General features: G+C 73.2%; 22 protein-coding genes and 1 tRNA gene. 13 read left to right on the forward strand and 10 right to left on the reverse strand.

Going from position 1 to position 23,790, the window contains the following annotated elements:
- Window positions 1–14: 14 nt before the first annotated feature.
- Both CXR44_RS06500 and CXR44_RS06505 read left to right on the forward strand, forming a co-directional pair.
- The gene (locus CXR44_RS06500; RefSeq protein ID WP_101784216.1) at window positions 15–1,091 is read left to right on the forward strand and encodes an alanine racemase; all 1,077 of its coding nucleotides are present in this window, start codon (window positions 15–17) and stop codon (window positions 1,089–1,091) included.
- Between the two features lie 22 nt (window positions 1,092–1,113).
- Window positions 1,114–2,304: a hypothetical protein gene (locus tag CXR44_RS06505; protein ID WP_101783953.1), complete on the forward strand. Its 1,191-nt coding sequence runs from the start codon at window positions 1,114–1,116 to the stop codon at window positions 2,302–2,304.
- A 72-nt stretch (window positions 2,305–2,376) separates the two neighbouring features.
- Here the strand turns inward: CXR44_RS06505 and CXR44_RS06510 are convergent, their stop codons facing one another.
- Window positions 2,377–2,937: a TetR/AcrR family transcriptional regulator gene (locus CXR44_RS06510; RefSeq protein ID WP_101783954.1), complete on the reverse strand. Its 561-nt coding sequence runs from the start codon at window positions 2,935–2,937 to the stop codon at window positions 2,377–2,379.
- 4 nt (window positions 2,938–2,941) lie between these two features.
- Complete coding sequence (locus CXR44_RS06515; RefSeq protein ID WP_101783955.1) at window positions 2,942–3,559, reverse strand: LysE family translocator; 618 nt, start codon at window positions 3,557–3,559, stop codon at window positions 2,942–2,944.
- 101 nt (window positions 3,560–3,660) lie between these two features.
- Between CXR44_RS06515 and CXR44_RS41625 the strand changes: the two genes are divergently transcribed.
- Together CXR44_RS41625 and CXR44_RS06525 are read left to right on the forward strand one after the other, a co-directional pair.
- Window positions 3,661–6,459: a helix-turn-helix transcriptional regulator gene (locus CXR44_RS41625; RefSeq protein ID WP_101783956.1), complete on the forward strand. Its 2,799-nt coding sequence runs from the start codon at window positions 3,661–3,663 to the stop codon at window positions 6,457–6,459.
- A gap of 97 nt (window positions 6,460–6,556) precedes the next feature.
- On the forward strand, window positions 6,557–8,524 hold the full coding sequence (locus tag CXR44_RS06525) for an alpha/beta fold hydrolase (RefSeq protein WP_101783957.1): 1,968 nt from the start codon (window positions 6,557–6,559) through the stop codon (window positions 8,522–8,524).
- Window positions 8,525–8,539: 15 nt separating this feature from the next.
- On the opposite strand, the gene CXR44_RS06530 is transcribed toward CXR44_RS06525, so the two are convergent.
- Entirely contained in the window at window positions 8,540–8,980 is a 441-nt protein-coding gene (locus CXR44_RS06530) for a GNAT family N-acetyltransferase (RefSeq protein WP_101783958.1), read from the reverse strand.
- 156 nt (window positions 8,981–9,136) lie between these two features.
- A complete protein-coding gene (locus CXR44_RS06535) occupies window positions 9,137–9,523 on the reverse strand; it encodes a response regulator transcription factor (protein ID WP_245898892.1) in 387 nt (128 codons plus the stop codon).
- Window positions 9,524–9,637: 114 nt separating this feature from the next.
- Between CXR44_RS06535 and CXR44_RS06540 the strand changes: the two genes are divergently transcribed.
- The 3 genes from CXR44_RS06540 to CXR44_RS06550 all read left to right on the forward strand — a co-directional run bounded on the left by CXR44_RS06540 (window position 9,638) and on the right by CXR44_RS06550 (window position 11,892).
- Window positions 9,638–9,709 (forward strand) — tRNA-Arg (locus CXR44_RS06540).
- 428 nt (window positions 9,710–10,137) lie between these two features.
- Window positions 10,138–10,542 carry a hypothetical protein gene (locus tag CXR44_RS06545; RefSeq protein ID WP_101783959.1) on the forward strand — a complete coding sequence of 135 codons (405 nt, stop codon included), beginning with the start codon at window positions 10,138–10,140 and terminating at the stop codon, window positions 10,540–10,542.
- A 393-nt stretch (window positions 10,543–10,935) separates the two neighbouring features.
- Window positions 10,936–11,892 carry an SDR family oxidoreductase gene (locus CXR44_RS06550; RefSeq protein WP_101783960.1) on the forward strand — a complete coding sequence of 319 codons (957 nt, stop codon included), beginning with the start codon at window positions 10,936–10,938 and terminating at the stop codon, window positions 11,890–11,892.
- 19 nt (window positions 11,893–11,911) lie between these two features.
- Here CXR44_RS06550 and CXR44_RS06555 read toward each other — a convergent pair whose 3' ends face one another.
- A complete protein-coding gene (locus tag CXR44_RS06555) occupies window positions 11,912–12,268 on the reverse strand; it encodes an ArsR/SmtB family transcription factor (protein ID WP_101783961.1) in 357 nt (118 codons plus the stop codon).
- A 354-nt stretch (window positions 12,269–12,622) separates the two neighbouring features.
- On the opposite strand from CXR44_RS06555, the gene CXR44_RS06560 reads away from it, so the two are divergent.
- Complete coding sequence (locus CXR44_RS06560) at window positions 12,623–13,504, forward strand: cation diffusion facilitator family transporter (RefSeq protein WP_219601686.1); 882 nt, start codon at window positions 12,623–12,625, stop codon at window positions 13,502–13,504.
- A gap of 130 nt (window positions 13,505–13,634) precedes the next feature.
- On the opposite strand, the gene CXR44_RS06565 is transcribed toward CXR44_RS06560, so the two are convergent.
- Window positions 13,635–14,288, reverse strand: a complete 654-nt coding sequence (locus tag CXR44_RS06565; protein WP_101783963.1) for a class I SAM-dependent methyltransferase — start codon at window positions 14,286–14,288, stop codon at window positions 13,635–13,637.
- A 281-nt stretch (window positions 14,289–14,569) separates the two neighbouring features.
- On the opposite strand from CXR44_RS06565, the gene CXR44_RS06570 reads away from it, so the two are divergent.
- Together CXR44_RS06570 and CXR44_RS06575 are read left to right on the forward strand one after the other, a co-directional pair.
- Window positions 14,570–15,232, forward strand: a complete 663-nt coding sequence (locus tag CXR44_RS06570) for a class I SAM-dependent methyltransferase (RefSeq protein WP_101783964.1) — start codon at window positions 14,570–14,572, stop codon at window positions 15,230–15,232.
- Between the two features lie 96 nt (window positions 15,233–15,328).
- The gene (locus CXR44_RS06575) at window positions 15,329–15,631 is read left to right on the forward strand and encodes a 4a-hydroxytetrahydrobiopterin dehydratase (protein WP_101783965.1); all 303 of its coding nucleotides are present in this window, start codon (window positions 15,329–15,331) and stop codon (window positions 15,629–15,631) included.
- A 119-nt stretch (window positions 15,632–15,750) separates the two neighbouring features.
- On the opposite strand, the gene CXR44_RS06580 is transcribed toward CXR44_RS06575, so the two are convergent.
- The 4 genes from CXR44_RS06580 to CXR44_RS06595 all read right to left on the reverse strand — a co-directional run bounded on the left by CXR44_RS06580 (window position 15,751) and on the right by CXR44_RS06595 (window position 19,062).
- Window positions 15,751–16,086 carry a putative quinol monooxygenase gene (locus tag CXR44_RS06580; RefSeq protein WP_101783966.1) on the reverse strand — a complete coding sequence of 112 codons (336 nt, stop codon included), beginning with the start codon at window positions 16,084–16,086 and terminating at the stop codon, window positions 15,751–15,753.
- A 77-nt stretch (window positions 16,087–16,163) separates the two neighbouring features.
- Window positions 16,164–16,982 (reverse strand): hypothetical protein, encoded by an 819-nt coding sequence (locus CXR44_RS06585; RefSeq protein ID WP_101783967.1) that lies wholly within the window; start codon window positions 16,980–16,982, stop codon window positions 16,164–16,166.
- Window positions 16,983–17,119: 137 nt separating this feature from the next.
- Window positions 17,120–17,812, reverse strand: a complete 693-nt coding sequence (locus CXR44_RS06590; protein WP_101783968.1) for a response regulator transcription factor — start codon at window positions 17,810–17,812, stop codon at window positions 17,120–17,122.
- A complete protein-coding gene (locus tag CXR44_RS06595; protein ID WP_101783969.1) occupies window positions 17,809–19,062 on the reverse strand; it encodes a sensor histidine kinase in 1,254 nt (417 codons plus the stop codon). The genes CXR44_RS06590 and CXR44_RS06595 overlap by 4 nt, the downstream gene beginning before the upstream one ends.
- Window positions 19,063–19,344: 282 nt before the next feature.
- Here CXR44_RS06595 and CXR44_RS06600 point away from each other — a divergent pair, with 282 nt between their 5' ends.
- From CXR44_RS06600 to CXR44_RS06610, 3 genes are all read left to right on the forward strand, one after another.
- Window positions 19,345–20,526: a monooxygenase gene (locus CXR44_RS06600; RefSeq protein ID WP_101783970.1), complete on the forward strand. Its 1,182-nt coding sequence runs from the start codon at window positions 19,345–19,347 to the stop codon at window positions 20,524–20,526.
- A 17-nt stretch (window positions 20,527–20,543) separates the two neighbouring features.
- Window positions 20,544–21,482: a Rieske 2Fe-2S domain-containing protein gene (locus CXR44_RS06605; protein ID WP_180903207.1), complete on the forward strand. Its 939-nt coding sequence runs from the start codon at window positions 20,544–20,546 to the stop codon at window positions 21,480–21,482.
- A 93-nt stretch (window positions 21,483–21,575) separates the two neighbouring features.
- On the forward strand, window positions 21,576–23,753 hold the full coding sequence (locus CXR44_RS06610) for an MMPL family transporter (protein WP_101783972.1): 2,178 nt from the start codon (window positions 21,576–21,578) through the stop codon (window positions 23,751–23,753).
- The last annotated feature ends 37 nt before the right edge of the window (window positions 23,754–23,790 follow it).

Here is a 23,790-nt window from a genome sequence, read left to right on the forward strand (position 1 = left end):
TCGAAGAGATGGACATGCGGCAAGCTCTCGGACGGTCGATCTTCGACGGCGGCCTGTCGTTCCCCCTGATGGTGGTGCACCGTGAGGCGCTGGAGCACAACATCGCGCTGGTGGCCGCCTTCGCCCGCGACCACGGCATGCGGCTCGCGCCGCACGTCAAGACGCACATGTCGCCGGAGATCGCGGCCATGCAGCTAGAGGCGGGCGCGTGGGGGCTGACGGTGGCCACCCCCAGGCAGGCCATGGCGGCGCTGGAGTTCGGCGCCCGGCGCATCGTGCTGGCCAACCAGGTGGTGGACGCCGCCGGGCTCGACTGGATCGCCGCCGCCTGCGAGCGCGACCCCGGCCTCGAGATCTACAGCTTCGCCGACTCCGTGGCCGGCGTGGACATCCTCGCCGGGCACAAGCCCGCCCGGCCGTACCAGGTGCTCGTCGAGATGGGGCACGCGGGCGGGCGGGCCGGCTGCCGCTCGCTGGACGACCTGCTCGCGCTGGCCCGCCGCGTCCAGGAGACGCCCGGCGTCGAGCTGGCCGGCGTCGCCGGCTACGAGGGCGCCCTGACGACCGCGGAGGAGGTCCGCGCCTACCTGCGGGTGCTGCAGGAGGCCGTCGAGCACCTGCGGATCAGGAACCCCGTCCTGTCCGTCGGCGGCAGCCAGTGGTTCGACGTGATCGGCCGGGAGCTGGTCGCCACCCAGGCCACGATCGTGCTGCGCAGCGGCGCGTACGTCACCCACGACGACGGCTACTACCGCGAGCGCACCCCGTACAACCGGATGGACGGCGAGCTGCGGCCCGCGCTGGAGGTGTGGGCGCACGTGCTGTCCACCCCCGAGCCGGGGCTCGCCGTCGTCGGCATGGGCAAGCGCGACGCCCCCTACGACGAGGGGCTGCCCGTCCCCAAACGCGGCGGGGTCACGGTGCTGAAGATGCAGGACCAGCACACGCTCGTGCACGCCGACGGCCTGCGACCCGGCGACCTGCTCGCCTTCGGCATCTCCCATCCGTGCACGGCGTTCGACAAGTGGCGGGTGCTGCCGGTGGTGGACCGCGAGTACCGGATCGTCGGCTCCGTCCACACCCGGTTCTAGATCAGGACTGTAGGGTCGGCTCGTGGACAGTTCGGTGTACGTCTTCGCCGAGGACCTGCGCGGTGAGGGAGTCGAGCGGGTGCTCGACAGGATCAGCGGGTACGGCGTGTCGGGCGTCACCGTCGGAGCCGTGCACCACGCCACCCGTGACGTCACCCCGCACGGGCTGTCCCGGCTGACCGTCCGCCACGACGCCGCCCACTTCGCCGCGCCGCCCGACCTGTTCGCCGGGCTGCGGCTCAAGCCGGTCGCGGGGCACGCCGACGCGCTCGACGGGCTGCGCGACGCCTGCGCCGAACGCGGCCTCAGGCTGCACGGGTGGGCCGTGTTCCTGGTCAACGCCACCCTCGGCGCCCGGCACCCCGACGTGACCGTGCGCGACTGCTTCGGTGACCGGGGGGCCCCGGCCGACCTGTGTCCCGCCCACCCGGACGTCCGCGCCTACGCCGCGGCGCTGGCCCGGGCGGTGGCCCGGCTGGGCGTCGACAGCGTGGTGGCCGAGTCGCTGCACTTCGGCCCGTTCCGGCCCGAACGGTCGTTCGTGCCGCTCGGGCCGATGGACGCCTACCTGCTGGGCCTGTGTTTCTGCGACTACTGCATGACCCGCGCCGCCGACCTGGGCGTGGACGCCGAGATGGCGCGCGAGGAGTGCGCCGGCATCGTCGGGCGGGTCCTCGACGGCGACGCACCGGCGCAGGGCGAGGTGACCCGCGCCGCGCTGACCGCCTACGCCGGCCCCGACGTGGTCGCCTACGCCCGCGCGCGGTCCGAGACCGTGACGACGCTGGTGTCGGAGGTGGCCTCCGCCGTGGCCGGCGAGGGGTCGCGGCTGGTGTTCGTCGACTCGACCGGGGCGGTGAAGGGCGCCGCCGACGGGCTGCCGACCCCCGGGCTGGCCGCCCATGACGCCTGGCAGCTCGGGATCGACCTGGTGGCGCTGGGCGATCTGGTGCCCGGGTTCGGGGTGCTCGCCTACGCCCGCGACGCGGCGCGGGTGGCCGACGACGTCGGCGCCTACCTGCGTTCGGTCGGCAAGGACCGAGAGGTGCGTGCGGTGGTGCGGCCCGGCCATCCGGACAGCGACTCGGCCGACCGGCTCGCCGCCAAGGTGCGGGCGGCCAGGGCCGCGGGGGCGGCGGCGGTCGACTTCTACGCCTACGGGCTGGCGCCGCACACGGTGCTCGACCGCATCCCGGGCGCCCTGGCCCGGTGACGCCGCCTCGGGGGGCGTGGCCGGTGGTCGCAAGGCCGGGTCAGGGGGTGTGGCCGGTGGTCGCAGGCCGGGTCAAGGGGTCGCGGCCGGTGCCCGTACGCCGTCGAGCACGGCCGAGACGGCCCGCGACGCGAAGCCCTCGTCCAGCGGCAGCCCCCTGAAGACGGCGCGCAGCCACACCGCCCCGGCGAGCAGGTCCACGACCAGCATCGGGTCGGCGGTCCCGGCCAGCTCGCCGCGCCGCGCGGCCCGCTCGAAGATCTGCCGTTCGCGGGCGAACCGGTCGGCGAAGAACCTGCGCGCGTCAAGCTCCGGATGCCGTACGGCGGCGCCGAGCGCGGCCACCGCCACGTCCCGGCCGGGCGGCTCGGTGAGCAGCCGCACGACGCTCTCGACCAGCGCCACCAGGTCGCCGCGCAGGCTGCCCGTGTCGGGCGGCTCGAACCCCAGCACGTCGGCCTCCACCAGCGCCGCCCCGAGCAGCGCCGCCTTGGACGGCCACCAGCGGTAGATCGTCGTCTTGTTGACGCCCGACCGCTCGGCCACACCCTCCACCGTCAGCCCGTCGTAGCCGCGCTCCGCCACCAGGCGCAGCGTCGCATCGAAGATCTCCTGCTGCTTCCTCGGCGCCATGCGGTCATTTTCTCCCGGTGAACGCCGTCGCCACGCCGAGGCCCAGGTACACCACGCCGCTGAAGTACCGCAGCGCCCTGGCCCGCCCGGCCAGGCGGCCGCCCAGGGCCCCGGCGGTGAACGCGTACGCGATGTCCGACAGCAGCCCGAGCAGCAGGAGCGTGACCCCGAGGAGCACGATCTGCAGCGCCGGCGACCCCGCGGCCGGGTCCACGAACTGGGGCAGCAGCGCCAGGAAGAACAGCGTCACCTTGGGGTTCAGCACGTTCACCAGCACGCCTTCCAGGAACACCTTGCGCAGCGGCTGCGGCTTCAGCGCCTCGCCGCCGGCTCCGTCCCTGCCCATGAACGCCCGGACGCCGAGATAGACGAGGTAGGTGACTCCGGCCCACTTGACGATCCCGAACAGCGTCGCCGAGGTGGAGATCACGTACGACAGTCCGGCCGCGGCGGCGGCGATGTGCACGAGCGTGCCCGCCTCCACCCCGAGCGCGCTGGCCAGCGCCGCCGCCCTGCCCTGGGCGAGGCCACGCGCGGTGATGTAGAGGTGGTTGGGGCCCGGCAGCAGCACCAGAGCCAGCGAGGCCCCCACGAACACGATGAACATCGACCAAGAAATCACGCGAAGCAGCCTAGGAAGGGTTTGGTCCTGATTTGTAGGCCAATGGGACGGCCGTTTCGTGGACCAATGGAGTGCCGCCGGGTCATGGCATAGTGACTGGCGTGAACGGACTTCTCGTCGGACGCGGTGCTGAGCTGGCACGACTCGTGCGCGTGCTGGAGTCGGCCGGCGAGGGCACCGCCGGGATCGCGCTGGTCGGCGGAGACGCCGGCATCGGCAAGACCCGGCTGGCGGGGGAGCTCGTCGCGCTGGCCCGCGAGCGTGGCTTCCACGTGCTTTCCGGCCAGTGCGCCGAGCTGGGCGACGCGTTGCCCTACCTTCCGCTGGCCGACGCGCTGCGCGGCGCGGAGCCGGCGGTGCGCTCGGCGGCGGCCGCCCACCCGCTGCTCGGCCAGCTGCTGCCGGGCGTGGAGAGCGCCCCGTCGGCCGGCCTGACCCAGCAGCGGCTGTTCGGCTCGCTGCTCGGGCTGCTGGGCGAGATCCAGCCGGTGCTCTTCGTCATCGAGGACCTGCACTGGGCCGACCGTTCGACCCGTGACCTGCTCGTCTTCCTCAGCCGCATGGTGCAGACCGAGCGGGTCTGCGTGCTCGGCACCTACCGCACCGACGACCTGCACCGCCGCCACCCGCTGCGGCCCGTGCTGGCCGAGCTGAAGCGGCTGCCCACGGTGACCGGGGTCGAGCTCGGCCCGCTGGATCCCGGCGACATGTCCGACTATGTCGCGACGTTGGGTGATGTCGCCGCGCAGGATCTGGGCATGATCGTCGGCCGTGCCGACGGCAACCCCTTCTACGCCGAGGAGCTCTTCGCCGCCCTGACCGAGGGCGACAGCCTGCCCGACGGCCTGGCCAGCCTGCTGCTGTCCCGCGTCGAGGTGCTGTCCGAGCCGGGCCAGCGGGTGCTGCGAGCGGCCGCCGTGGCCGGCCGGCGGGTCGAGGACGAACTTCTGCGTGAGGTGTCGGGCCTGCCGCTGGCCGAGTTCGAGGAGGCGGTCCGCGAGATCGTCTCGCGCGGGCTGCTGCGCGTCGACGGCTACGGGTACGCCTTCCGCCACGCCCTCCTGCAGGAGGCCGTCTACACCGACCTGCTCCCCGGCGAGCGCACCCGGCTGCACACCGCCTTCACCCGGCTGCTCACCTCGCCCGCCGAGCTGGCCCACCACCACCTCGCCGGCCACGACCTCGCCGGCGCCCTGGCTGCCTCCGCCGAGGCCGGCCGGCAGGCCGAGCGCCTCGGCGCGCCCGCCGAGGCGCACCGCCACTACGACCAGGCGCTCAGCCTCTGGGAACGGGTGACCGATCCCGAGGCGCTGGCCGGCGAGAGCCGGGCCGCGCTCGCCTTCCGCAGCGCCGTCGCCGCCGCCGACAGCGGCGACCTGCACCGCGCCGCCGCCCAGCTCCGCGTCCTGCCGCAGACCTGCGAGGTCAGCGAACGGCTCGCCTACTACCTCTACGAGATGGAGGACCGGGACGGCGCCATCGCCGCCGCCGAGCGCGCCGTCGCCACGGCCACCGACCAGGCCTCCCTGGCCCGCGCCCTGGCCACCCACGCCCGCACGCTCACCTGGAGCCCCCGCCACGCCGAAGGCGAGCGGCTCGCCCGCCGCGCCCTGGAGACCGCCAGGGCCGCCGGCGCCCGCGACGCCGAGGTCGGCGCCCTGCTGAGCCTCGCCCTGCACGCCGAGGTCCAGGGTGACTCCGTCCGGGCCCGCGAGCTCGCCGCCGTCGCCACCGTCGCCGAGGGCTCCGGCGACCTCGCCATGGACCTGCGGGCCCGCTTCCAGCACGCCCGCATCCACTACGACCAGGGCGACCTCGACCAGGCGGCCGAGATCGTCGACGCGGGCATCGAGCTCGCCTTCGCCAACGGGCTCAGGTGGAGCACCTACGGCACCGACCTGAGGTTCCTGCGCCTGCTCATCCACTACGTGGCCGGCGACTGGGACCAGGCCGAGGCGGTCGCCGCCACCTTCGGCCCCCGCGTCGGCACCATCCCCGAGGCGACCCTCTCCTCGTTCGCGCTGTTCGTCGAGGTCGCACGCGGGCTGCCCGGCGTCGACCAGCGACTGGAGTGGCTGCGGCCGTTCTGGTCCGACGGTCTGGTGGCCTACATGTCCCGCGGTCTGGCCGCCGAGCACGCGCTCTGGCGGGGCGACCCCGAGTCGGCGCTCTCCCACGTACGAGCCGTGCTCGACGCGCAGCAGCCCGGTGACCCCGGCATCCTGCGCATCGCCGCCGTGGGCCTGTGGGCCCTCGGCGACCTCGGCGCGGTGGCCGACGCCGACGACATGCTCGCCGCCGCCCGGCTGGCCGTGGACGAGGGTCCCGTCGGGCAGCGCGGCGAGCTGGGCCCCGAGGGCCGGGCGTGGGCGCTGCGCGTCGAGGCCGAGTGGCACCGGGTGCACGGCCGTCTCGACCCGGCGCTGTGGCGGCGCGTCGTGGAGGCGTTCGACTACGGGTTCGTCTACGAGACGGCCCGCGCCCGCTGGCGTCTCGCCGAGGCCCTCCTCGCCGCCGGAGACCGCGACGCCGCCCACGCCGAGTGGGCGCAGGCCGGCGAGGCGGCTGCCAAACTCCGGGCCGCGCCCCTCTGCGACGCGCTGGCCGAGTTCGGCCGCCGCGCCCGCTTCGCCGGCGCGGCTTCCGCCGGCGGCACCGGCACCGGCTCGGGGTCCGGCTCGGGGTCCGGGTCCGGCTCCGGCGACGGCGGGCTGACGGCCCGGGAGGTGGAGGTGCTGCGGCTGGTGGCCGAAGGGCTGACCAACCGCGAGATCGCCGAGCGGCTGTTCATCGCGCAGAAGACGGTCAGCGTCCACGTCTCCAACATCCTGGGCAAACTCGACGCCTCCACCCGCACCCAGGCCGCCAGCACGGCCCGCCACCGCGGCCTCCTCGACTGATCTCGCTCCTCCCCGGTCGAGTCTGGGAGCCCGCTCCCAGGCGGAGTTCGGTCCGAGGGTGGAGGAAGGCGGCGGCGGTGGCGGCGAGGCTGGACGCATGAAGATCGTCACCATGCTGGCCGGGACGGTCGTGGCGGTGACCGCCCTGTCAGCCGTTCCCGCCGCCGCTGCCCGTGGCCCCGCCACGCCTCCCTCCGGCGCCCGCCCCGCCGTCCCCGCCGTTCCGGATCAGGCTGGAGACGCGGAGGGGCGCGTCACCGGGACGTTCCCGCACGAGTGCGCCGCAGCGACGAGGCGGTGCGACGGCACCCTGACGGTGCCGCTGGACTGGAGCGACCCGTCATCCGAACGCATCACCGTGGCCTTCGCCTGGCTGCCGGCGAGGAACCGGGCGAGCAACCCGGCGACGGGCCGGGCGACGGACGGGACCGCAGGCCGGGGGACAGACAGAGTGACAGGCACGATTCTGGCCAATCCCGGCGGGCCGCTGCCCGCGCTGCCCGCTGTGCCGGCCCTCCAGCGGACGCTCGGCCCGGCACTCGACCACCAGAACCTCCTGGTCGTCGAGCCGCGCGGGATGGGCAGGTCGTCGCCGCTGTCATGTCCCGGCCTCGACCTGTCGGCGCCGGACACCATCGCCGCCTGCGCGCGCCACCTCGGCCCGCGAGCCCGGTTCTTCACCGCCGACCAGGTGGTGGCGGACATGGACGCGGTCCGCCGGGCCCTCGGCGTGTCGAAGGTGACGTTCTTCGGCACCTCCTACGGCACCCTGTACGCGCAGGCGTACGCCATCCGCCACCCTGACAGCCTCGCAGCCGCCTTCCTCGACAGCAGCATGATCACCACGGCGGACGGCTACGCCCCGTGGCCCATGCGCACCCGGCTGGACAGCATGGAGCTCGTCTGCGGGCGTTCCGCGGCCTGCCGCGCGCTGCCCGGCACGCCGACGGGCACCTGGCACGCCCTGGTCGCCCGCCTGCGCGCGCAACCCGATCGTGACGTGCCGATGGCGGCCGCCCTGGCGGTGTCCAGGAACGTGTACCAGCCGGTGTTCGGCCGGGAGGCGACCGCCGCCGCCACCGCCTACCTGAGCGGCGACCCGGCCCCCCTGCGCCGCCTGGCCCGGGCGGCCGGCGCGGCCCCCGCGCCGCCGGTCACCGGACCCGACTGGGCGGGCTACCTGGCGCACCGGTGCGGCGACGGAGCCTTCCCCTTCGACCGGGACGCGGACCCGGCGGAGCGGACCCGCCAGATCGAGCGCCATTTCGCGACGGAACGTCCCCTCGCGCCGTTCGAACCGGCCGACCTGGGTGTCGGCAGCGTCGCGGCGCTGGAGTTCTGCGTGCGCTGGCCGACCCCGCGGCACAGCCCTCCGCTGCCACCGGGCGCGCCCCGCCCCGCCGTACCGATCATGGCGGTCGCCGGGGACTTCGACACCCACACCCCGGCCGACGTGGCCGACGCCCTGCGTCACTTCCCGGGCGCCGTCGTCAGCGGGGTCGTCTACGCGGGGCACAGCCTGACCTCGATCGAGGGGCCCGCCGGCGCGTGCGTGCGCGCGGCCATGCGCGCGTTCCTGTCCGACCCGGCCCACCGGATTCCCGCGGTGCGGTGCAGCGCGGAGAACTACCGCGCGGCCGGAGCCTTCCCTCCGGCACAGGCGCGCGTCCGCCCAGTCACAGCCCACGGGCTGTCCGGGCGCGAGCGGCGGCTGCTGGCCGCCGTGTTCGTCACCGCCGCCAACGCCGCCTCCCGCCGCAACCCCTACGCGCTCACCCACCTGCGGCTGCGGAGCGAGCCGGGACTGCGGGGCGGCCAGGTCCGCTTCGACGACGAGAACGCGGTCATCCACCTCGACGGCGTCCGCTTCGTGGCCGACCTCGACGTCAGCGGCCACATCCGGCTGGCCGCCGGCGGACGAGCCGAGGCGGAACTGCGCGCCGGTCCGGCCGGCGGCCCGGTCCACGACGTGGTCCTGCGCTGGACGGCGTTTACGCGGCACGAGCGCCCCCGGCTCACCGGGACGCTCGACGGCCGCCCGTTCTCCGCCCCACCCGTCCTCTGACGCGGCGCCGGCCCGCTACAGGTCGATGTCGTACTTGATGAAGCCGCGGTTCACCGCGACCTGGTCGTACAGGCGCCGGGCCACGGCGTTCGACCCCTGCGTGTGCCAGTAGAGGCGCCCGCAGCCGCGCTCCCGCGCCCAGTCCGTCACGGCGGAGATCAGCGCGCGGCCCACCCCACCGCCCCGCGCGTCCGGGGCGGTGAACAGGTCCTGCAGGTAGCACAGGTCGGTGCCGGGGGCGGACGTGCTGGGGTGGGACAGGAAGTGGGCGATGCCCACGAGCCTGCCGTCCAGCCTGGCTCCGAGCGCGTGCAGCCGCGTGCCGTCCCGGAACTCCTGCCAGGCCCGCTCGTACATCTCGTCGGGCTCGGCGCGCCCGTAGAAGGCGATGTACGCGCGGAACAGGCCTTCCCAGGCGGCCCTGTCGGACGGCAGCAGTCCGCCGATGGTGATCATCCGGTTTCTCCACGGGGCGAGGTGATGGTGTCGCGGCCCGATGCTAGGGGCGCGCGTCCTGCCGCGTTATGGCCACTACGAGGACGAAAACGGCGACCACTCCGGCCTCACAGCGAGGCGACGGCGTGACGACGGTGGGGCGACGGTGGGGCGACGTCACCCCCGCGCCGTCGCGGCCAGCTCCCCGACCACCTCGATCAGCTCCGCCGGGTCGAACGGCTTCGTCAGGTAGGCGTCCACCCCGATGCCCATCCCGCGCCGCCTGTCGTCGTCCTGCGCCCTGGCGGTGATCAGCACCACCTTGATGTGCCGGGTGGCCTCACCGTCGCGCAGCCGCTGCGCCGTCTCCCACCCGTCGAGGCGCGGCATCATCACGTCCAGCGTGATCACGTCCGGCATGACGTCGAGCACCTGATCCAGGCAGTCCTCACCGTCGGTGGCCGTCGCGACCTCGAACCCCTCAAGACTCAGGTTCACCGCGATCAGCTGACGGATGACCTCGTCATCGTCCACCACAAGCACCTTGCCCAGCACCTCACCCACGGCCGCCAAGCTACCCGTAGCGGTGCGGTCACATGCGGTTTTCGGCGATGTGTGATCAGAGGTTTATCGTGTGCGGAGTGGTGTGCGGATGCTGGTAGCCTAGTCACACGTTCGGCCCCCTTAGCTCAGGGGATAGAGCACCGGCCTCCGGAGCCGGGTGCGTAGGTTCGAATCCTACAGGGGGCACCGATCAGCTACATCGCCATTCACGCTTGGACCTGCGGAAACGCAGGTCTTTTGCGTTTCTGGGTACTTTTCCGCGATCACGTGTGGGGCCCGTAGCGATCATGGGCACGGGCAGACGATTTGGGCTCATCTACAGGTCATGCGGTAAGCGGCACAGGGGCGGAGGGTTTCCGGTTCCGGAGGGTGGGGTGGCGCGGCGTCTCGGCAGGGGCGCGGGGGTGTGTCAGGGGGCGCGTCAGGGCGGTGACGGTCCGGTATCAGGGTGGCCGGCGATGGTGGATGCCATGAGCGGTTCAGCGGCTGCGGCCTCAAGGCGCGGTGCGATCTTCTCGGCGACCTGACCTGAGAGATCTGGCACCGGGTGCCGACAGGGGCGTGCTTCGCCATCCGTTCGTTCCGTGATCCGCAGACTTGAAGGAGTAGAAACCATGTCCGTCACCCTTTCCGAGCAGGACAAGCTGACGCTGCGGCTCGCCGCGTGGGGCGCCGTCTCGCTGATGTCCGCCGCCGGCGCCGCCAGCTCGGCCCACAAGGTCGGCGTCGAGGGCTCCGTCGCCCTCACCTCCGCGACCGGCCTGGTGGGGCACGTCCTCGCCAAGGCGCCCAAGGGCGTGAAGTACGGCAGGACCGTGGCCGAACTGGCCGACCAGGTGCTGCCGGCCCTGACCGCGGCCATGAGCCTGCTCAAGCAGCAGGACCCGGCCGAGGCCGACAACTTCCGCGGCACCGTCGTCGTCGCCGTCGAGGCGGCCGCCCGGACCCACCAGGGCGAGCCCGGCCCCACCATGGCCGAGATGGCCCGCAAGATCACCGAAGCGCTCGACGCCGCCTGACCGCACAGCCGCCCCCTTGCGGCCGGGCCACGACGCCGGCCGCGGGCGCGGGGGTCTGTTCGGTAAGGGTTTCGGTGGCTGCCTGGCGCGATTGGGTGTTCGTCGTGAGCGGGTGGGCGGCTGGCGGCGGGACTGGGGTGTTCGTCGTGTACGGGTGGGCGGCTGGCGGCGGGACTGGGGTGTTCGTCGTGTACGGGTGGGCGGCTGGCGGCGGGATCGGGGTGTTCGTCGTGAGCGGGTGGGCGGCTGGCGGTGCGATCCGGGTGTTCGCGGTGAGCGGGTGGGCGGCTGCTGGACGTGGTGGGCTGGTAGTGTCGCGGTCCTGGATCCGCAACCTCTCCCGGCCACCGGGAGCGGCGCAAGATCTCCATAGTCACGTCGGAGGGTCTTGCCATGGATGGATCTGAGCGGATCACGAATGCCTCGTCTGCCCGTACGCACCTGCTGACGGCCGTCAGCGCGCGGAAGGACGCGGGCAGCAGTCCCACGGGGGTCGTCGGGCGGAGCCTTGCGCGGCAGCTGCTGGATGCGGGTGACCGGGTGCGCGTGCTGGCCGAGCCCGGCCTGGTGGACGGCTGGCCCGACGGGGTCGAGGTCGTCGAGGGGTCCATCACCCGGCCGCTGGAGCGCGCCGAGGTCTTCGACGGTGTGGACGGTGTCTTCCTGGCGGGCGCCGTGCCCGCGACGGTGCGGGACGCGCTGGAGGCCGCCCGGGGAGCCGGTGTGCGGCGGGTCGTCGTGCTGTCCTCGCACGGTCCGGAGTACGAGGAGGCCTATCCGCCGGAGACGTGGTTCTGGCTGGCCGTCGAGCGGGCCGTGGAGTGCTCGGGGATGGAGTGGACGCACGTGCGCCCGTCGGCGGTGATGGGGGCGATGATCGAGGGCACCTATCCGGCGACGGGGTCGGACTGGCCTGACACGATCAGGGGCGAGCGGGTCGTCCGGGAGGCCTTCCTGAACGGCGGCCACTATCCCTTCATCCACGAGGACGACCTGGCCGCCGTCGCGGTGGCGGCGCTGCGTGCCGACGACCATGTCGGCACCGTGCTCGAGGCGGTCGGCCTGCCGATCAGCACCCGATCGCGGATCGCGAGCATCGCCGGCGCCCTCGGATGTGACGTCGCCGCCGTGGAGGTGGAGCCTGAGGAGAGCCGCGCGAACTGGCGGCGCCGCGGCTGGCCCGACAGCGGCATCGACGTGACGCTGTACGCCCTGGAGGAGTACGGTGCCCGGCTCGCCGAGCTGACCCGGTGGACGCTCGACCAGCGGCCGTCCGTACGCGAGATCATCGGCCGCCCGCCGCGCGGGTTCGACGAGTGGGCCGCTGCGAACGTCCACCTGTTCCGCTGAATGTCCTGGCCCCGGCGGGTCAGTCGTGGCGCGGGATGCCGGAGACCTCGTGGTCGGCGTGGAAGAGCGCCTCGTGGATGAGCGCGCGTACGTGGGCGTCGCGGGCCCGGTAGAGGACGCGGCGGCCGTCCCGCCGGGTCTCCACCAGGCCGGCGAGGCGGAGCTTGGCCAGGTGCTGGGAGATCGAGGGCCTGGCCACGCCGATGGCCGCGGCCAGCGAGCCGACGTCGTACTCGCCGGAGGAGAGCAGCCACATGAGCCTCAGCCGGGTGGCGTCGCTGAGCATGCGGAACGACTCGACCGCGGTCTCCACCTGGGCGCTCGTCGGTTGCTCCTGCGATGAGGTGGCACCTGATTCGTTGTCGCGTGCGTACATGACTACCTATGATGCGAATAAAAGGGCCATATGCAAGTAGGGAGCGGCATGTCTGATCTTGGGCGCACCGACTCTTTGCCGGACAACGAGAACGGGCACGGGCATGGCCACGGGCACGGGCATGGCCACGGGCATGGCCACGGGCATGGCCACGGGCATGGCCACGGGCACGGGCATGGGCATGGCCACGGGCATGGGCATGGCCACGGGCATGGGCAGGGCCACGGCCACGGGCAGGGGGAGAGCCGCGGTTCGTCGGGAGGGCTGCTGTCGCGCGTCCGGCACGCCTTCGTTCCGCACAGCCACGACAGCGCGGACAAGACCGACGAAGCGCTCGAGTCGAGCAGTCGCGGCATGCGCGTGCTCGCGATCTCCTTCGCCGTGCTCACGGTCACCGCGATCATCCAGTCGGTGGTCGTGGCGTTCTCCGGCTCCGTGGCGCTCCTGGGCGACACGCTGCACAACTTCGCCGACGCGCTCACCGCCGTCCCGCTGGCCATCGCCTTCTCGGTGGGGCGGCGGATGGCGACGCGCCGTTTCACCTACGGGTACGGCCGCGCCGAGGACCTGGCCGGCATCGTGATCGTGCTCCTCATCGCGGCCTCGGCGGCGCTGGCGGGGTACGAGGCCGTCAAGCGCCTCGTCGACCCGCAGGACATGCGGGCGGTGGGCTGGGTGGCCGCGGCCGGCGTGGTCGGCTTCGTCGGCAACGAGTGGGTCGCCCGCTACCGGATCAAGGTCGGCCGGGAGATCGGCTCCGCCGCGCTGGTGGCCGACGGCCTGCACGCCAGAACGGACGGCCTCACCTCCCTCGCCGTGCTCCTCGGAGCCGGCGGCGCCGCGCTCGGGTTCCCTCTCGCCGACCCGATCGTCGGACTGCTGATCACGGTCGCGATCCTGTTCGTGCTGCGCGACGCCGCCCGCGAGATCTACCACCGGCTGATGGACGCGGTCGATCCCCGGCTGGTCGAGAAGGCCGAGGGCATCGTCGCCGGGGTGGCCGGGGTCGAGCGCGTCGGCGCGCTGCGGCTGCGCTGGATCGGCCACACGCTGCGGGCCGAGGTGGACATCGTGGTGGGTCACGAGCTTTCGCTGGTCCAGGCGCACGCCGTCGCCGTCGAGGCGGAGCATCGGCTCATCCACGACCTGCCTCGGCTGCGCGCCGCGACCGTGCACGCCGACCCCGGCGGACCGGAGGGCACCGACCACCACGCGGCCCTGGTCACGCACCGCTAGCTTCCCCGGCTCCTGCTGCTGCCCGCCGCCACCGCGCCCGAGACCGTCGGGCGATCATGCCGATGGTGGCCGCGCGACCGGATGGCCGCCCTCCATCCGCAGGTGACGCCCGAGGGCTCGGACCGAAGGGTCAGGCGGCCGGTCGTACGGCTCGGACGTAGGAGAGCATGGCCGGAAGGTCGCCCTGATCCACCTGGTCGAACCCGGCCCGCGGGATCAGGTCTCCGAGCAGGTCCTCGGGCCGCCGCAGCATCGCCGGGCCGGTCAGCATCCCCACCAGGCGGGCGAGCAGCGGGCCGGTCGGCGGGCGGAACTCGGCGATCAGCAGTCGCCCGCCCGGCCGCAGCACCCGGAACATCTCGGCCATGGCGGCACCGCGCTCGGCGGCCGGCATGTGGTGAACGGCCAGGCTGGAGACCACGACGTCGAACGAGCCGTCGGGCGCCTCCAACGCCTGGCCCTCGCCCACCGCGTAGGAGCAGTTGCCGGGCGCCCGCAGCCGGGCGTGCTCCACCATCGACGGTGCGGGGTCGATGCCGGTCACCTGCCCGGCCGGACCGACGACCCGGGCCAGGATCCGGGTCAGGTAGCCGGTGCCGCAGCCGACGTCGAGCACCCTGTCGCCGGGGCGGGCGCCGGACAGCGCCGCCAGGCGGGTGAACATCTCCCGACGCCGCCCGAGGAAGCCGATCGACGCCATCACCTCGTAGGCGCGCGGACGGTCGATCGTGCCGCCGGCGTCGGCGTGTTCCGCGTGATTGTGGAGCAGCTTGCCGAGTCCCATCACGTGTCTCCTCTCGAACAGTCTGTTCACTATTGGACGGTGTGTGCATGGGGTGGTCAACAACCACTTCCGCCCTGCTGTGCGATAGCGAACAGGGGTGGTGAAGTGTCCGGAAACTCCGACGGTCGCGGTCACCTCCCTGGGAGCGCGGGCGCCGGCGTCGGCCGTCCGGCCGGGCAGGCGCCGGATTCTCGTGGCGCGTTCGGGGCGGCGCGGGGAGGGGATGTGAGGGGTGAGCCCCCGCGACCGGTCACACCGGGCTGTGCAGGAGGGAGCGCACCATGGGCCTGGGGAAGCTGCACGACCACTCCCGGCAAGGGCATGCGGGGAGCACGATCAACCATCCCCGCGCGTACGACGTCCTGGCGGCCGTCGGGTTCGCCGGACGGCGGCGGGAGGTGTTCACCCGGCTGGCGGCGCTGTCCGGGGCGAGGCCGGGGGACCGGGTGCTCGACGTGGGCTGCGGCACCGGCTACCTGACCCGCGTGCTCGCTCCGCTGATCGGCTCGGCGGGGCGGGTGGTGGGCGTCGACCCGTCGCCGCAGATGGTCGAGCACGCCCGCCGCCTGGCCCCGGACAACTGCTCGTACGTCGTGGGCGCGGGGCAGGCGCTGGACCTGGCCGACGGGTCGTTCGACGTGGTGGTGACGAGCCTGGCCGTGCACCACATGCCCGAGGAGGAGCGCGGGGCCGCCGTGCGGGAGATGTTCCGGGTGCTGCGGCCCGGCGGCCTGCTGCTGGTGGCCGAGTTCCGGCGTCCCGCGAACCGCCTGCTCGCCGGGCTGCTGACCGCGCTGGGCGGTCCGGCCCACCGGCACAGCCCGCGTGAGCTGCTGGGCGACCTCATCCCGCGGGCCGGGTTCCACGTCGAGGACGAGGGGGAGCTGCCGCCTCTGCTGTTCTACGTACGTGCCAGGCGGCCCTCCATCAGCCTTACTTCGTAAAGAGGCCGTGGGGCCGCGCCGGTGCCGATGGGGTGTGAAAGGGCTGGCTCGTGGTAGCCCACCCCATGGACCGCACAGCCAACGAGGGGGGAGATCATGGCCGAACGCCTCACGGACGCCGACGTCGACACCGCACTGGAGGCCCTGGAAGCCTGGAGCAGGGAGGGCGACGCGCTGGTCAAGGACGTGCGCATCACGCGCGACAGCTACGGCTGGCTGAGCGAGGCGGTGATGAACGAGGCGAACGCGCTGGACCACCACCCCGAGATCGAGCGCACCGGCGACGGCATCAGGTTCCGGTTGACGACCCACAGCGCCGGCGGGGTGACGGCCAAGGACGTCGAACTCGCCGCCCGTATCGACCGCGTCCTCAGCGGGGCGGCCCGCGACCGCGGCTGACCGGGGCCCGGCCGTGGACCGCGCGCGGCCGCTCACGGTTCCGGGCGGCCCGCCGTGGACCGCGCGCGGCGGCTGACGGTCCCGGGCGGCCGGCCGTGGGTTGTGCGCGGGGTCGGGGGCTACGGGCGGTCGGCCGGGACCTGCATCTCCCCGAGCGGCGACCAGTCCTGCTGCGGCACGGTGGCGTTCACGATCCGCGGCGTCTCGGCGAGGTGCGGCGGAAGCGTCCGCTGGGCCTGCCTGAAGTGCTCGGACCGGACGTGGGCCGCCCCGGCCTCGTCGTCGCGGAACGCCTCCACCAGCACGTACTCGGTCGGGTCGGCCAGGCTCCGCGACCAGTCGAACCACAGGCAGCCGGGCTCGGCCCGCGTCGCCTCGGTGAACTCCCTGGTGATCTCGGGCCACCGGTCGGCGTGCTCGGGCAGGACGCGGAACTTCGCGGTAATGAAGATCATCGGTGTCGGCTCCTCGGCGGACGTGCGTGGCGAGCACTCCGAGGCTAACGCACCCCGGATCGCCGCATCGGGCGTGGTCAGGCGGGCCGGCCGAGGAAGCCGGCGGCCGGCGCGCACAGGCAGCACCGCTCGAAGTCGAACAGCTCGGCCGACGCTCGCGCCCAGTTCCGGGCGCTCGCGCTGGTGGACGCCGGGTCCACCAGCCTGGCCACCACCAGTGCCACCACCGCCGTCGCGCCCGCCCGGAACAGCGCGGCGGCGGCGCTCTGCACCCGCGCGCCCGAGACGAACAGGTCGTCCACCAGCAGGACCCGCGCGCCGCGGACCCCGCCGATGACGTGGAAGGCCCGCTCGTCGGACTCCCGCCGGGCCAGGCGGCTCAGGGCGCTCTCGCTGTCGCCCGGCAGCAGGACGGGCCGGTGCAGGCCCGTCAGCTCGCCGACCATGCCGACGACCCGCGGCATGGGGTGGAACGCCTCGACGGGCCGTTCCGTGCGTGTGCCGGGGACCGTGGTGACCAGCGTGAACTCGCCTCCGGCCGCCCGCGTCAGGCAGGCGCGGTGCGCGCGGTGGAACCGGGCGAGCGTGGCGGCGAGGAACCTGGACCGGTCCGGGCCGCCCGGCGGGGAGGCGGGGTCGCGCTGCCGGGCGACGATGTCGTACAACTGCGCGCCGTCGCCCCGGCGGGCGCACAGCGAGATCGGCACCACGTGCGGCGTGTGCCGGAAGACCCCGCCCGTGGTGCGGCGGCAGCTCGCGCACATCTCGTACGGCTCCCGCACGGGGCGGCGCTCGTTCGGCCCCCAGTGGCAGACGTGGCAGACGCCGGGACGCGCCGCCGGAACGTTCCGGAACAGCGGCAGGTAGGGCCGGGTGACCGCGAAGGCGTCACCCATGATCAGAAGGTGGTTGGTTGCCGGGTCACACTCACCAGATTGACTGCTTTGCCAGACATGTCGTCAATATCCTTAACGACAGGGAACGCTCCCTGGCGGGCCGGCCAGGGCCGGCGAGGACACGGGGCGGCCGTGCCTCACAGCGCCGGGCTGACCAGTCCCGTCTGGTAGGCGATGACGACCATCTGGGCACGGTCGCGAGCACCCAGCTTCGCCATCGCGCGGCTGACATGGGTGCGCGCGGTGGACGGGCTGAGGAACAACGCGGCGCCGATCTCGTGGTTGCTCAGGCCCTGCCCCACCAGGGCCAGCACTTCGCGCTCGCGCTCCGTCAGCACCGCGAGCCGGTCCTCCGCCGTCCGGGCGGCTGTCCGTCGCGAGGCGAACTGGCCGATGAGACGCCGGGTGATCCGCGGCGCGAGCAGGGCGTCCCCGGCGGCGACCACCCGGATGGCGTGCAGGAGCTCGGCTGGTCCGGCGTCCTTGAGCAGGAACCCGCTGGCACCGGCGTGCAGGGCGTCGAAGACGTACTCGTCGGTGTCGTAGGTGGTGAGGATGAGGACGCGGACCTGCTCCAACCCGCGCGTCGCGGCGATCCGGGCGGTGGCCTGGATCCCGTCCAGCCTGGGCATGCGGATGTCCATGAGGACGACGTCGGGGCGGGTGGCGCGGGCCTGGTCGACCGCTTCGGCGCCGTTGGTGGCCTCTCCCACCACCGTGATGTCGTCCTCGAGGTCGAGCAGGACCCTGAACCCGGATCGCACGAGACCCTCGTCGTCGGCGAGCAGCACCTTGATCGGAGGGTTGGCCGGGGCGGCGGCCGCGGTCATGTCCGGGACCCCGCCGGCGCGAGGGGCAGTCGTGCCCTGACTTCGAACCCGCCGCCCGGAAGCGGCCCGGCGTCGAGTTCGCCGCCCAGCAGCCGGCAGCGCTCGCGCATGCCGACGATCCCGCGGCCGGGCCTGGCCGCGCCGTCCGCGCCGCTCGCCTGCCGGGCCGGTGGGCGCGCCTCCGGGCAGGCCTCAGCTGAGGCGGCGCGGCGGCCCTCATCGGTCACGCGGATCTCCAACGCCTCGGTCCCGGGGTTCAGCGCCACCGTCACCCGGGTCGGGCCGACGTGGCGGACCACATTGGTGATCGATTCCTGCAGGATGCGGTAGGCGGCGCTCCCCACCGCGCTCGGCAACGGCGCCGCGGACGAGGTCTCCTCCAGCCTGACGTCGAGTCCAGCCTCGCGCGCCATGGCGGCCAGTTCGTCGATCTCTCCCAGCCCGGGGTACGGCACCCGCCCGCCGTCGTCACCGTCGCCGTCACGCAGCACCCCGAGGATGGCCCGCATCTCCCGCAGCGCCCGGGAACTGGTGTGCTCGATGGTCCGCAGCGCCTCGCGCGCCACTTCCGGCCGCTTGTCGAGCACGTGCGCGGTGACACCCGACTGCACGTTGATGATCGCTATGGCGTGCGCGACGGTGTCGTGGACCTCACGCGCGATCCGCAGCCGTTCGGCGTCCACCCGTGCCCGCGCCTCCTCCTCACGGGTCCGTTCGGCCAACTCGGCGCGCGCCTGCGCCTCGGCCGCGATGACCTGCCGGGACCGGACCGACTCGCCCACGGCGGCGCTCATGACCGCCGCGCCGATCCGGAAGTACACCCAGCCGATGGCGGCGCGTGGTTCGAGGTCGGCCGCGGCGACCAGCCAGCCGACGGCCAGCACCGAGGTGCCCACGCCGGCGATCACCAGCGACCGGCGCCCGTCCCCGTAGGCGGCGAGGGTGTACAGGGCGACGCAGAGCCCGAGCGCGGCGGGTCCGTCCGGGAAGTCGAGTCCGTAGTACACCAGGCTGGTGAGCGCGGCGACGACGAACACCGGGACCGGCCACCGTCGGCGGCCGGCGACGACCACGCCGCCGACGATCAGCAGGATGTGTCCCAGGTTCGCGAGGTCGGTGAGGGGGCGCTGCACCACTTCGCCGGCGTTGCGGACGATCGTGCCCTGGACCTGCATCACGGCGATGAAGAGCGCGAGCAGCACGTCCTGCGCCGGCGCGGGCAGGCGCAACGGCACGGCGCGGTGTCTCATGCCGCGATCCTACGGTTCCCGCGCGTGAGAGCACTTCGGCCCAGGTGCGCGACCCGCCTACGACGACGGATGTAGCCGGGCGCGAGGCGGCTACGCAGAACTGCGTACACACTGCCATCCGCTGTCGGAGGCCGTGGCCGCGCGACGACGCGACGATGGGATCGCTTCCACCAGCCTGGCGACGCCGCCGCCGGCCGTCGCAGCGCAGTTCTCTGCCGGGACGGGCGTGCCCCGCCGAGCCAGGAATCTCCTGCAAACCCCGTCGCACGTCGAAAGGTCGTCATGAGGAAACAGCTGAAGCACCGGCGGAGGATCGCCCTCTCGGCGTGTTCGGTGGCCGTGGCCGTGGGGCTCACCGCCTGTGCGCCGGACTCCGCGGACTCCGGGGCGGACGCACCGCACCCCGGCCACGGCGCCTCCTCGCCCGTGGCGTCGGAGCCGTTGCGAGCCGGCGAGCGGTTCCTGAACCTGACCATGCCGGAGTCGTACACGCCGGCCGCTCCCAACGGCGGCACCGACGACTACCGGTGCCTGCTCATCGATCCGGGCGTGACCAAGCCGATGTTCCTGACCGGAGCCCTGTTCCAACCCCAGAACGCGAAGCTCGTGCACCACGCCGTGGTCCAGGTCGTCGCCCCCGAGGCCGAGAAACAGGCGCGGGCCAAGGACGCCGAGACGCCCGGCCCGGGCTGGACCTGTTTCGGCGACACCGGCCTGGGCCCGGCAGCGGGGACCTATGCCAGCGCCTGGACCCCCAACGGCACGGAGAGCGTCCTGAGGCAGGATGTCGGCTTCCCCGTCAAGCCCGGCAGCCTGATAGTCGTCCAGGCGCACTACAACCTGCTGGCCACCGACGGCCGCGCGGGCGAGACGGACCGGTCCAGCGTCCGGTTGCGACTGACCGACGGCACTTCGGCCACCAGACCGCTACGCACGCTCCCCTTGCAGGCACCGATCGAGCTGCCCTGTGCCGAGGGGGAGTCCGGTGCGCTGTGCGACCGGGCCGCGTCGGTCGCCGACGTCACCAAGCGCTTCGGCGACCGGGTCGGGGGCATCGCGCAGCAGCTCCTTAAACTCTGCGGCGACGGCAAGCCGGTGCCCGGCGACACCCAGCGCTGTGACCATCCGGTGCGGCAGCCCATGACGGTGTACGCGGCGCTGGGACACATGCACATGCTCGGGCGCTCGATCAAGGTCGAGCTCAATCCCGGCACCGCCCAGGCGCAGACCCTGCTCGACGTGCCCGAGTTCGACTTCGACCACCAGAAGACCCTGCCCCTGCCCACCCCCGTCGACGTGAAGCCGGGAGACACGCTGCGCGTCACCTGTACGCACGACGCCGGCCTGCGGCGGCGACTGCCGGCGCTGAGCAAGCTCCCCCCGCGCTACGTGGTCTGGGGCGACGGCTCCAGCGACGAGATGTGCACCGGCTTCATGATCACCTCAGCCACCGCAGGATCATGATGCGCGGGGATTCCCCCATGCGGTCGCCGCTCCGGGCACTGCTGCCGCTGCGCGCGTTCCTCGGCGGCACCTTCGTGTACGCCGGCGTCTCCAAGCTCTTCGACCCGCACTACCTGGACGACTCCTCGCCGCTCGGCGTCAGGGCCCAGATGGCGCAGGCCGCCGAGACCTCCCCGATCGGCCCGCTGGTGTCGCTGGTGGCCGACCACTCGGCCGTCGCGGGCCTGGCGATCGCCTTCGGGGAGGTCGCGGTCGGCCTCGGCGTCCTCCTCGGGCTGTTCACCAGGCTCGCCGCCCTCGGCGGCGTCCTCCTGTCGGTCAGCTTCTTCCTGACGGTGAGCTGGACGACCCGGCCGTACTACTACGGGGCCGACCTCGTCTTCGCCTTCGCGTGGACGCCGCTGCTGACGATGGGCGACGGCGGGGTGCTGTCCCTGACCGCCTGGCTGCGTGCGAGGGTGCGTCACCGGCTCGGTCTGCCGGTGCGCGGCACGCCGGACGAGGGCGTGGCCGTACAGGAGCAGGTCGAGCGGCGCACCGTGCTGCGGGGCGGCGTGATCGCGGCGGCGACGACCGCCGTCGGGGTGGCCGCGGGGAGCGCGCTGGCACTCGCGCGGCGCCCCACGGTCGCGCCGGGGGACCCGGCGGGCTCAGGGGCGGCGAGGGGGCCGGTGATCGCCGCAGCCGCCGACGTCGCCGTCGGGTCGTCGAAGAGCTTCACCGCGCCGAATGGGGCACCTGCCTGTCTGCTGCGCCCGGCCCCGGACCGGTTCGTGGCGTTCAACGCCACCTGCACCCATCAGGGTTGCCCGGTCTCCTACGTCGGGTCCGGGTTCCGTTGCCCCTGCCACGGCTCCACCTTCGACGAGCACGGACAGGTGACCAAGGGGCCGGCGCGCGCGCCGCTGATCGAGATCCCGGTCAGGGTCGTCGACGGCCAGGTCACGATCGCCTGACCCGGGCGCGCCACGAGATCAGACGCGGGGAGCGGGCCGGCCGCCGGCGAGTCGCCCGCGCCCCTGCGATGTTCAACGTCTTGAGGAGAAGAATTGAGAACCGACACCTCCCCTACCGATGGAGCGCTGGCCAGGCTGGCCCGGTTCTGTTACCGGCGCCGTCGTCTGGTGCTGCTGATCTGGGTCGTCGGCGTGGTCGCCGTGGCGCTGGCCGGCTTCGGGTACGGCGCCGCCCCCGACAACGACTTCACCGGCGGAGGCTCCGAATCCGCCAGGGCGCAGCAGTTGATCGAGCGGCATTTCCCCGAGCAGCAAGGGGACACGCTGACCCTCGCGATCAAGGCGGAGAAGGGGATCGATGACCCTGCCGCCCGGCGCAAGATCGAGAAGGTCCTCGCCGAGATCGACGGCTCACCGGTCACCGGACCGGTGATCTCGCCGTACCAGGACAGGAACCTGGTGACGGAGAATCGTCGCATCGCCCGGACGACCATCCCGCTGAGCGCCAAGGAGGTGGACAAGACCGAGGTCAAGCCGCTGGTGGACCTGGTCAAGGAGGCCTCCGACGGCACCGTCACGCTGGGACTGGGCGGGTACATGGCGGAGAAGGCCGAGACGCCCCCGCAGGGTGCCGCCGAGGGCGTGGGCATCCTGGCGGCGGCGGTGATCCTGTTCATCGCCTTCGGGTCGCTGGCGGCGATGGGGCTGCCGATCGTGACCGCCCTCCTGGCGATCGTGGGCGGCCTCGCGCTGATGAAGCTGGTCGGGTACGTGGTTCCCGCGCCGGAATTCACGCTGGTCTTCGGCGCGATGATCGGGCTCGGCGTCGGCATCGACTACGCGCTGTTCATCGTGACCCGTTACAAGGACAGCCTGCAGGACGGCGACGATCCCGAGAGCGCCACGGTCAAGGCCATCACCACCGCCGGTCACGCGGTGCTGTTCGCCGGCGTCACCGTCGTGATCGCGATGCTGGGCCTGATGGTCATGGGACAGCGGCTGATGACCGGGGTGGCCGTCGCCACGTCGGTGATCGTGCTGGTGACCATGATCGCCGCGGTGACCCTGCTGCCGGCGTTCCTGGGCTTCACCGGCTACAAGATCAACTCGCTGCGCCTGCCGCGTCGCACGTCCCGCCGGGAGCGGCCCGGCGGCGCCCCCTCCCCGCAGCGCCCCGTCCTCGCCGAGCGCTGGGCGGGCGTGGTCCAGCGCAGGCCGGTGATCGCCGCGACGCTGGCCGGCGTGGCTCTGCTGGTGCTGGCCATCCCCACGCTGTCCATGCGGCTGAGCCAGCCCGACGCCAGCATCCAGCCCCACGACAGGAGCAGCTACACCTCGTACGCCATCCTCTCCGAAGGCTTCGGCCCCGGTTACGGCGCGCCTCTGATCTTCACCACCCGCCTGGACTCCGCCGGCGTCGACCTGGGTCCCGTCGTCCAGGCGGTCCGCGACACCGACGGCATCGCCCAGGCCACCCCGCCCCGGGTCAGCGCGGACGGGCAGGCCGCGACCTTCATCGCCTTCCCCACGACCGGGTACCAGGACGAGGCGACCGCGAAACTGGTGCACAGGCTGCGCGACAGCGTGCTGCCTGACGCGCCCGGCGGCCGTTCGGTCCTCGTCGGCGGCCCGAACGCCGCCACCATCGACCTCGCCGAGGAATCCGGCTCACGCCTGCCCCTGATGATCGCGGTCGTCATCGCGATCTCCATGGTGCTGCTGATCGCGCTGGTCCGGTCGGTGACGATCGCCCTGCAGGCCGCCGTGATGAACCTGCTGTCCATCGGCGCCGCCTACGGCGTGATCGTCGCGGTGGTCCAGTGGGGATGGTTCGGCCCCGCCCTCGGCTTCCCCGCCGCCATGCCGGTCACGACCTGGGTCCCGATGATGATGTTCCCGGTCCTGTTCGGCCTGTCGATGGACTACCAGGTCTTCCTGATCTCACGGGTCCGCGAGGAGTACGAGCGGACCGGCGACACCCGCGCGGCCGTCGCCAGGGGGCTGGCGCGGACGGCCAAGGTCATCACGGCCGCGGCCGCCATCATGATCGCCGTCTTCACCACCTCGCTGCTCGGCCCCGACATCGCGGTCAAACAGGGAGGCCTGGGCATGGCCGTCGCCGTGCTCATCGACGCCACCATCGTCCGGATGGTCCTCCTCCCCGCGGTGATGGAACTGTGCGGCAAGGCCAACTGGTGGATGCCCACCCGCCGGGGCTCCAAGCGGACCCCGGCCGCACCGGCCGAGCTCGGAGAACAGGTGGGGGTCTGACCCCTCACTGAGCCGGAGTGCGGGAAACCCTCGGACG

The sequence above is a fragment of the Nonomuraea indica genome (assembly GCF_002850745.1).
In the GTDB taxonomy this organism is placed as follows: Bacteria; Actinomycetota; Actinomycetes; order Streptosporangiales; family Streptosporangiaceae; genus Nonomuraea; species Nonomuraea indica.

What these genes read in the sequence shown, in the direction of transcription:
- CXR44_RS06500 (WP_101784216.1), top strand. Translation starts at nt 15, where the DNA reads ATGCGGCAAGCTCTCGGACGGTCGATCTTCGACGGCGGCCTGTCGTTC.
- CXR44_RS06510 (WP_101783954.1), bottom strand. Translation starts at nt 2,937, where the DNA reads ATGGCGCCGAGGAAGCAGCAGGAGATCTTCGATGCGACGCTGCGCCTG.
- CXR44_RS06525 (WP_101783957.1), top strand. Translation starts at nt 6,557, where the DNA reads ATGAAGATCGTCACCATGCTGGCCGGGACGGTCGTGGCGGTGACCGCC.
- CXR44_RS06530 (WP_101783958.1), bottom strand. Translation starts at nt 8,980, where the DNA reads ATGATCACCATCGGCGGACTGCTGCCGTCCGACAGGGCCGCCTGGGAA.
- CXR44_RS06545 (WP_101783959.1), top strand. Translation starts at nt 10,138, where the DNA reads ATGTCCGTCACCCTTTCCGAGCAGGACAAGCTGACGCTGCGGCTCGCC.
- CXR44_RS06550 (WP_101783960.1), top strand. Translation starts at nt 10,936, where the DNA reads ATGGATGGATCTGAGCGGATCACGAATGCCTCGTCTGCCCGTACGCAC.
- CXR44_RS06555 (WP_101783961.1), bottom strand. Translation starts at nt 12,268, where the DNA reads ATGTACGCACGCGACAACGAATCAGGTGCCACCTCATCGCAGGAGCAA.
- CXR44_RS06560 (WP_219601686.1), top strand. Translation starts at nt 12,623, where the DNA reads ATGCGCGTGCTCGCGATCTCCTTCGCCGTGCTCACGGTCACCGCGATC.
- CXR44_RS06565 (WP_101783963.1), bottom strand. Translation starts at nt 14,288, where the DNA reads ATGGGACTCGGCAAGCTGCTCCACAATCACGCGGAACACGCCGACGCC.
- CXR44_RS06570 (WP_101783964.1), top strand. Translation starts at nt 14,570, where the DNA reads ATGGGCCTGGGGAAGCTGCACGACCACTCCCGGCAAGGGCATGCGGGG.
- CXR44_RS06575 (WP_101783965.1), top strand. Translation starts at nt 15,329, where the DNA reads ATGGCCGAACGCCTCACGGACGCCGACGTCGACACCGCACTGGAGGCC.
- CXR44_RS06580 (WP_101783966.1), bottom strand. Translation starts at nt 16,086, where the DNA reads ATGATCTTCATTACCGCGAAGTTCCGCGTCCTGCCCGAGCACGCCGAC.
- CXR44_RS06585 (WP_101783967.1), bottom strand. Translation starts at nt 16,982, where the DNA reads ATGGGTGACGCCTTCGCGGTCACCCGGCCCTACCTGCCGCTGTTCCGG.
- CXR44_RS06590 (WP_101783968.1), bottom strand. Translation starts at nt 17,812, where the DNA reads ATGACCGCGGCCGCCGCCCCGGCCAACCCTCCGATCAAGGTGCTGCTC.
- CXR44_RS06595 (WP_101783969.1), bottom strand. Translation starts at nt 19,062, where the DNA reads ATGAGACACCGCGCCGTGCCGTTGCGCCTGCCCGCGCCGGCGCAGGAC.
- CXR44_RS06600 (WP_101783970.1), top strand. Translation starts at nt 19,345, where the DNA reads ATGAGGAAACAGCTGAAGCACCGGCGGAGGATCGCCCTCTCGGCGTGT.
- CXR44_RS06605 (WP_180903207.1), top strand. Translation starts at nt 20,544, where the DNA reads ATGCGGTCGCCGCTCCGGGCACTGCTGCCGCTGCGCGCGTTCCTCGGC.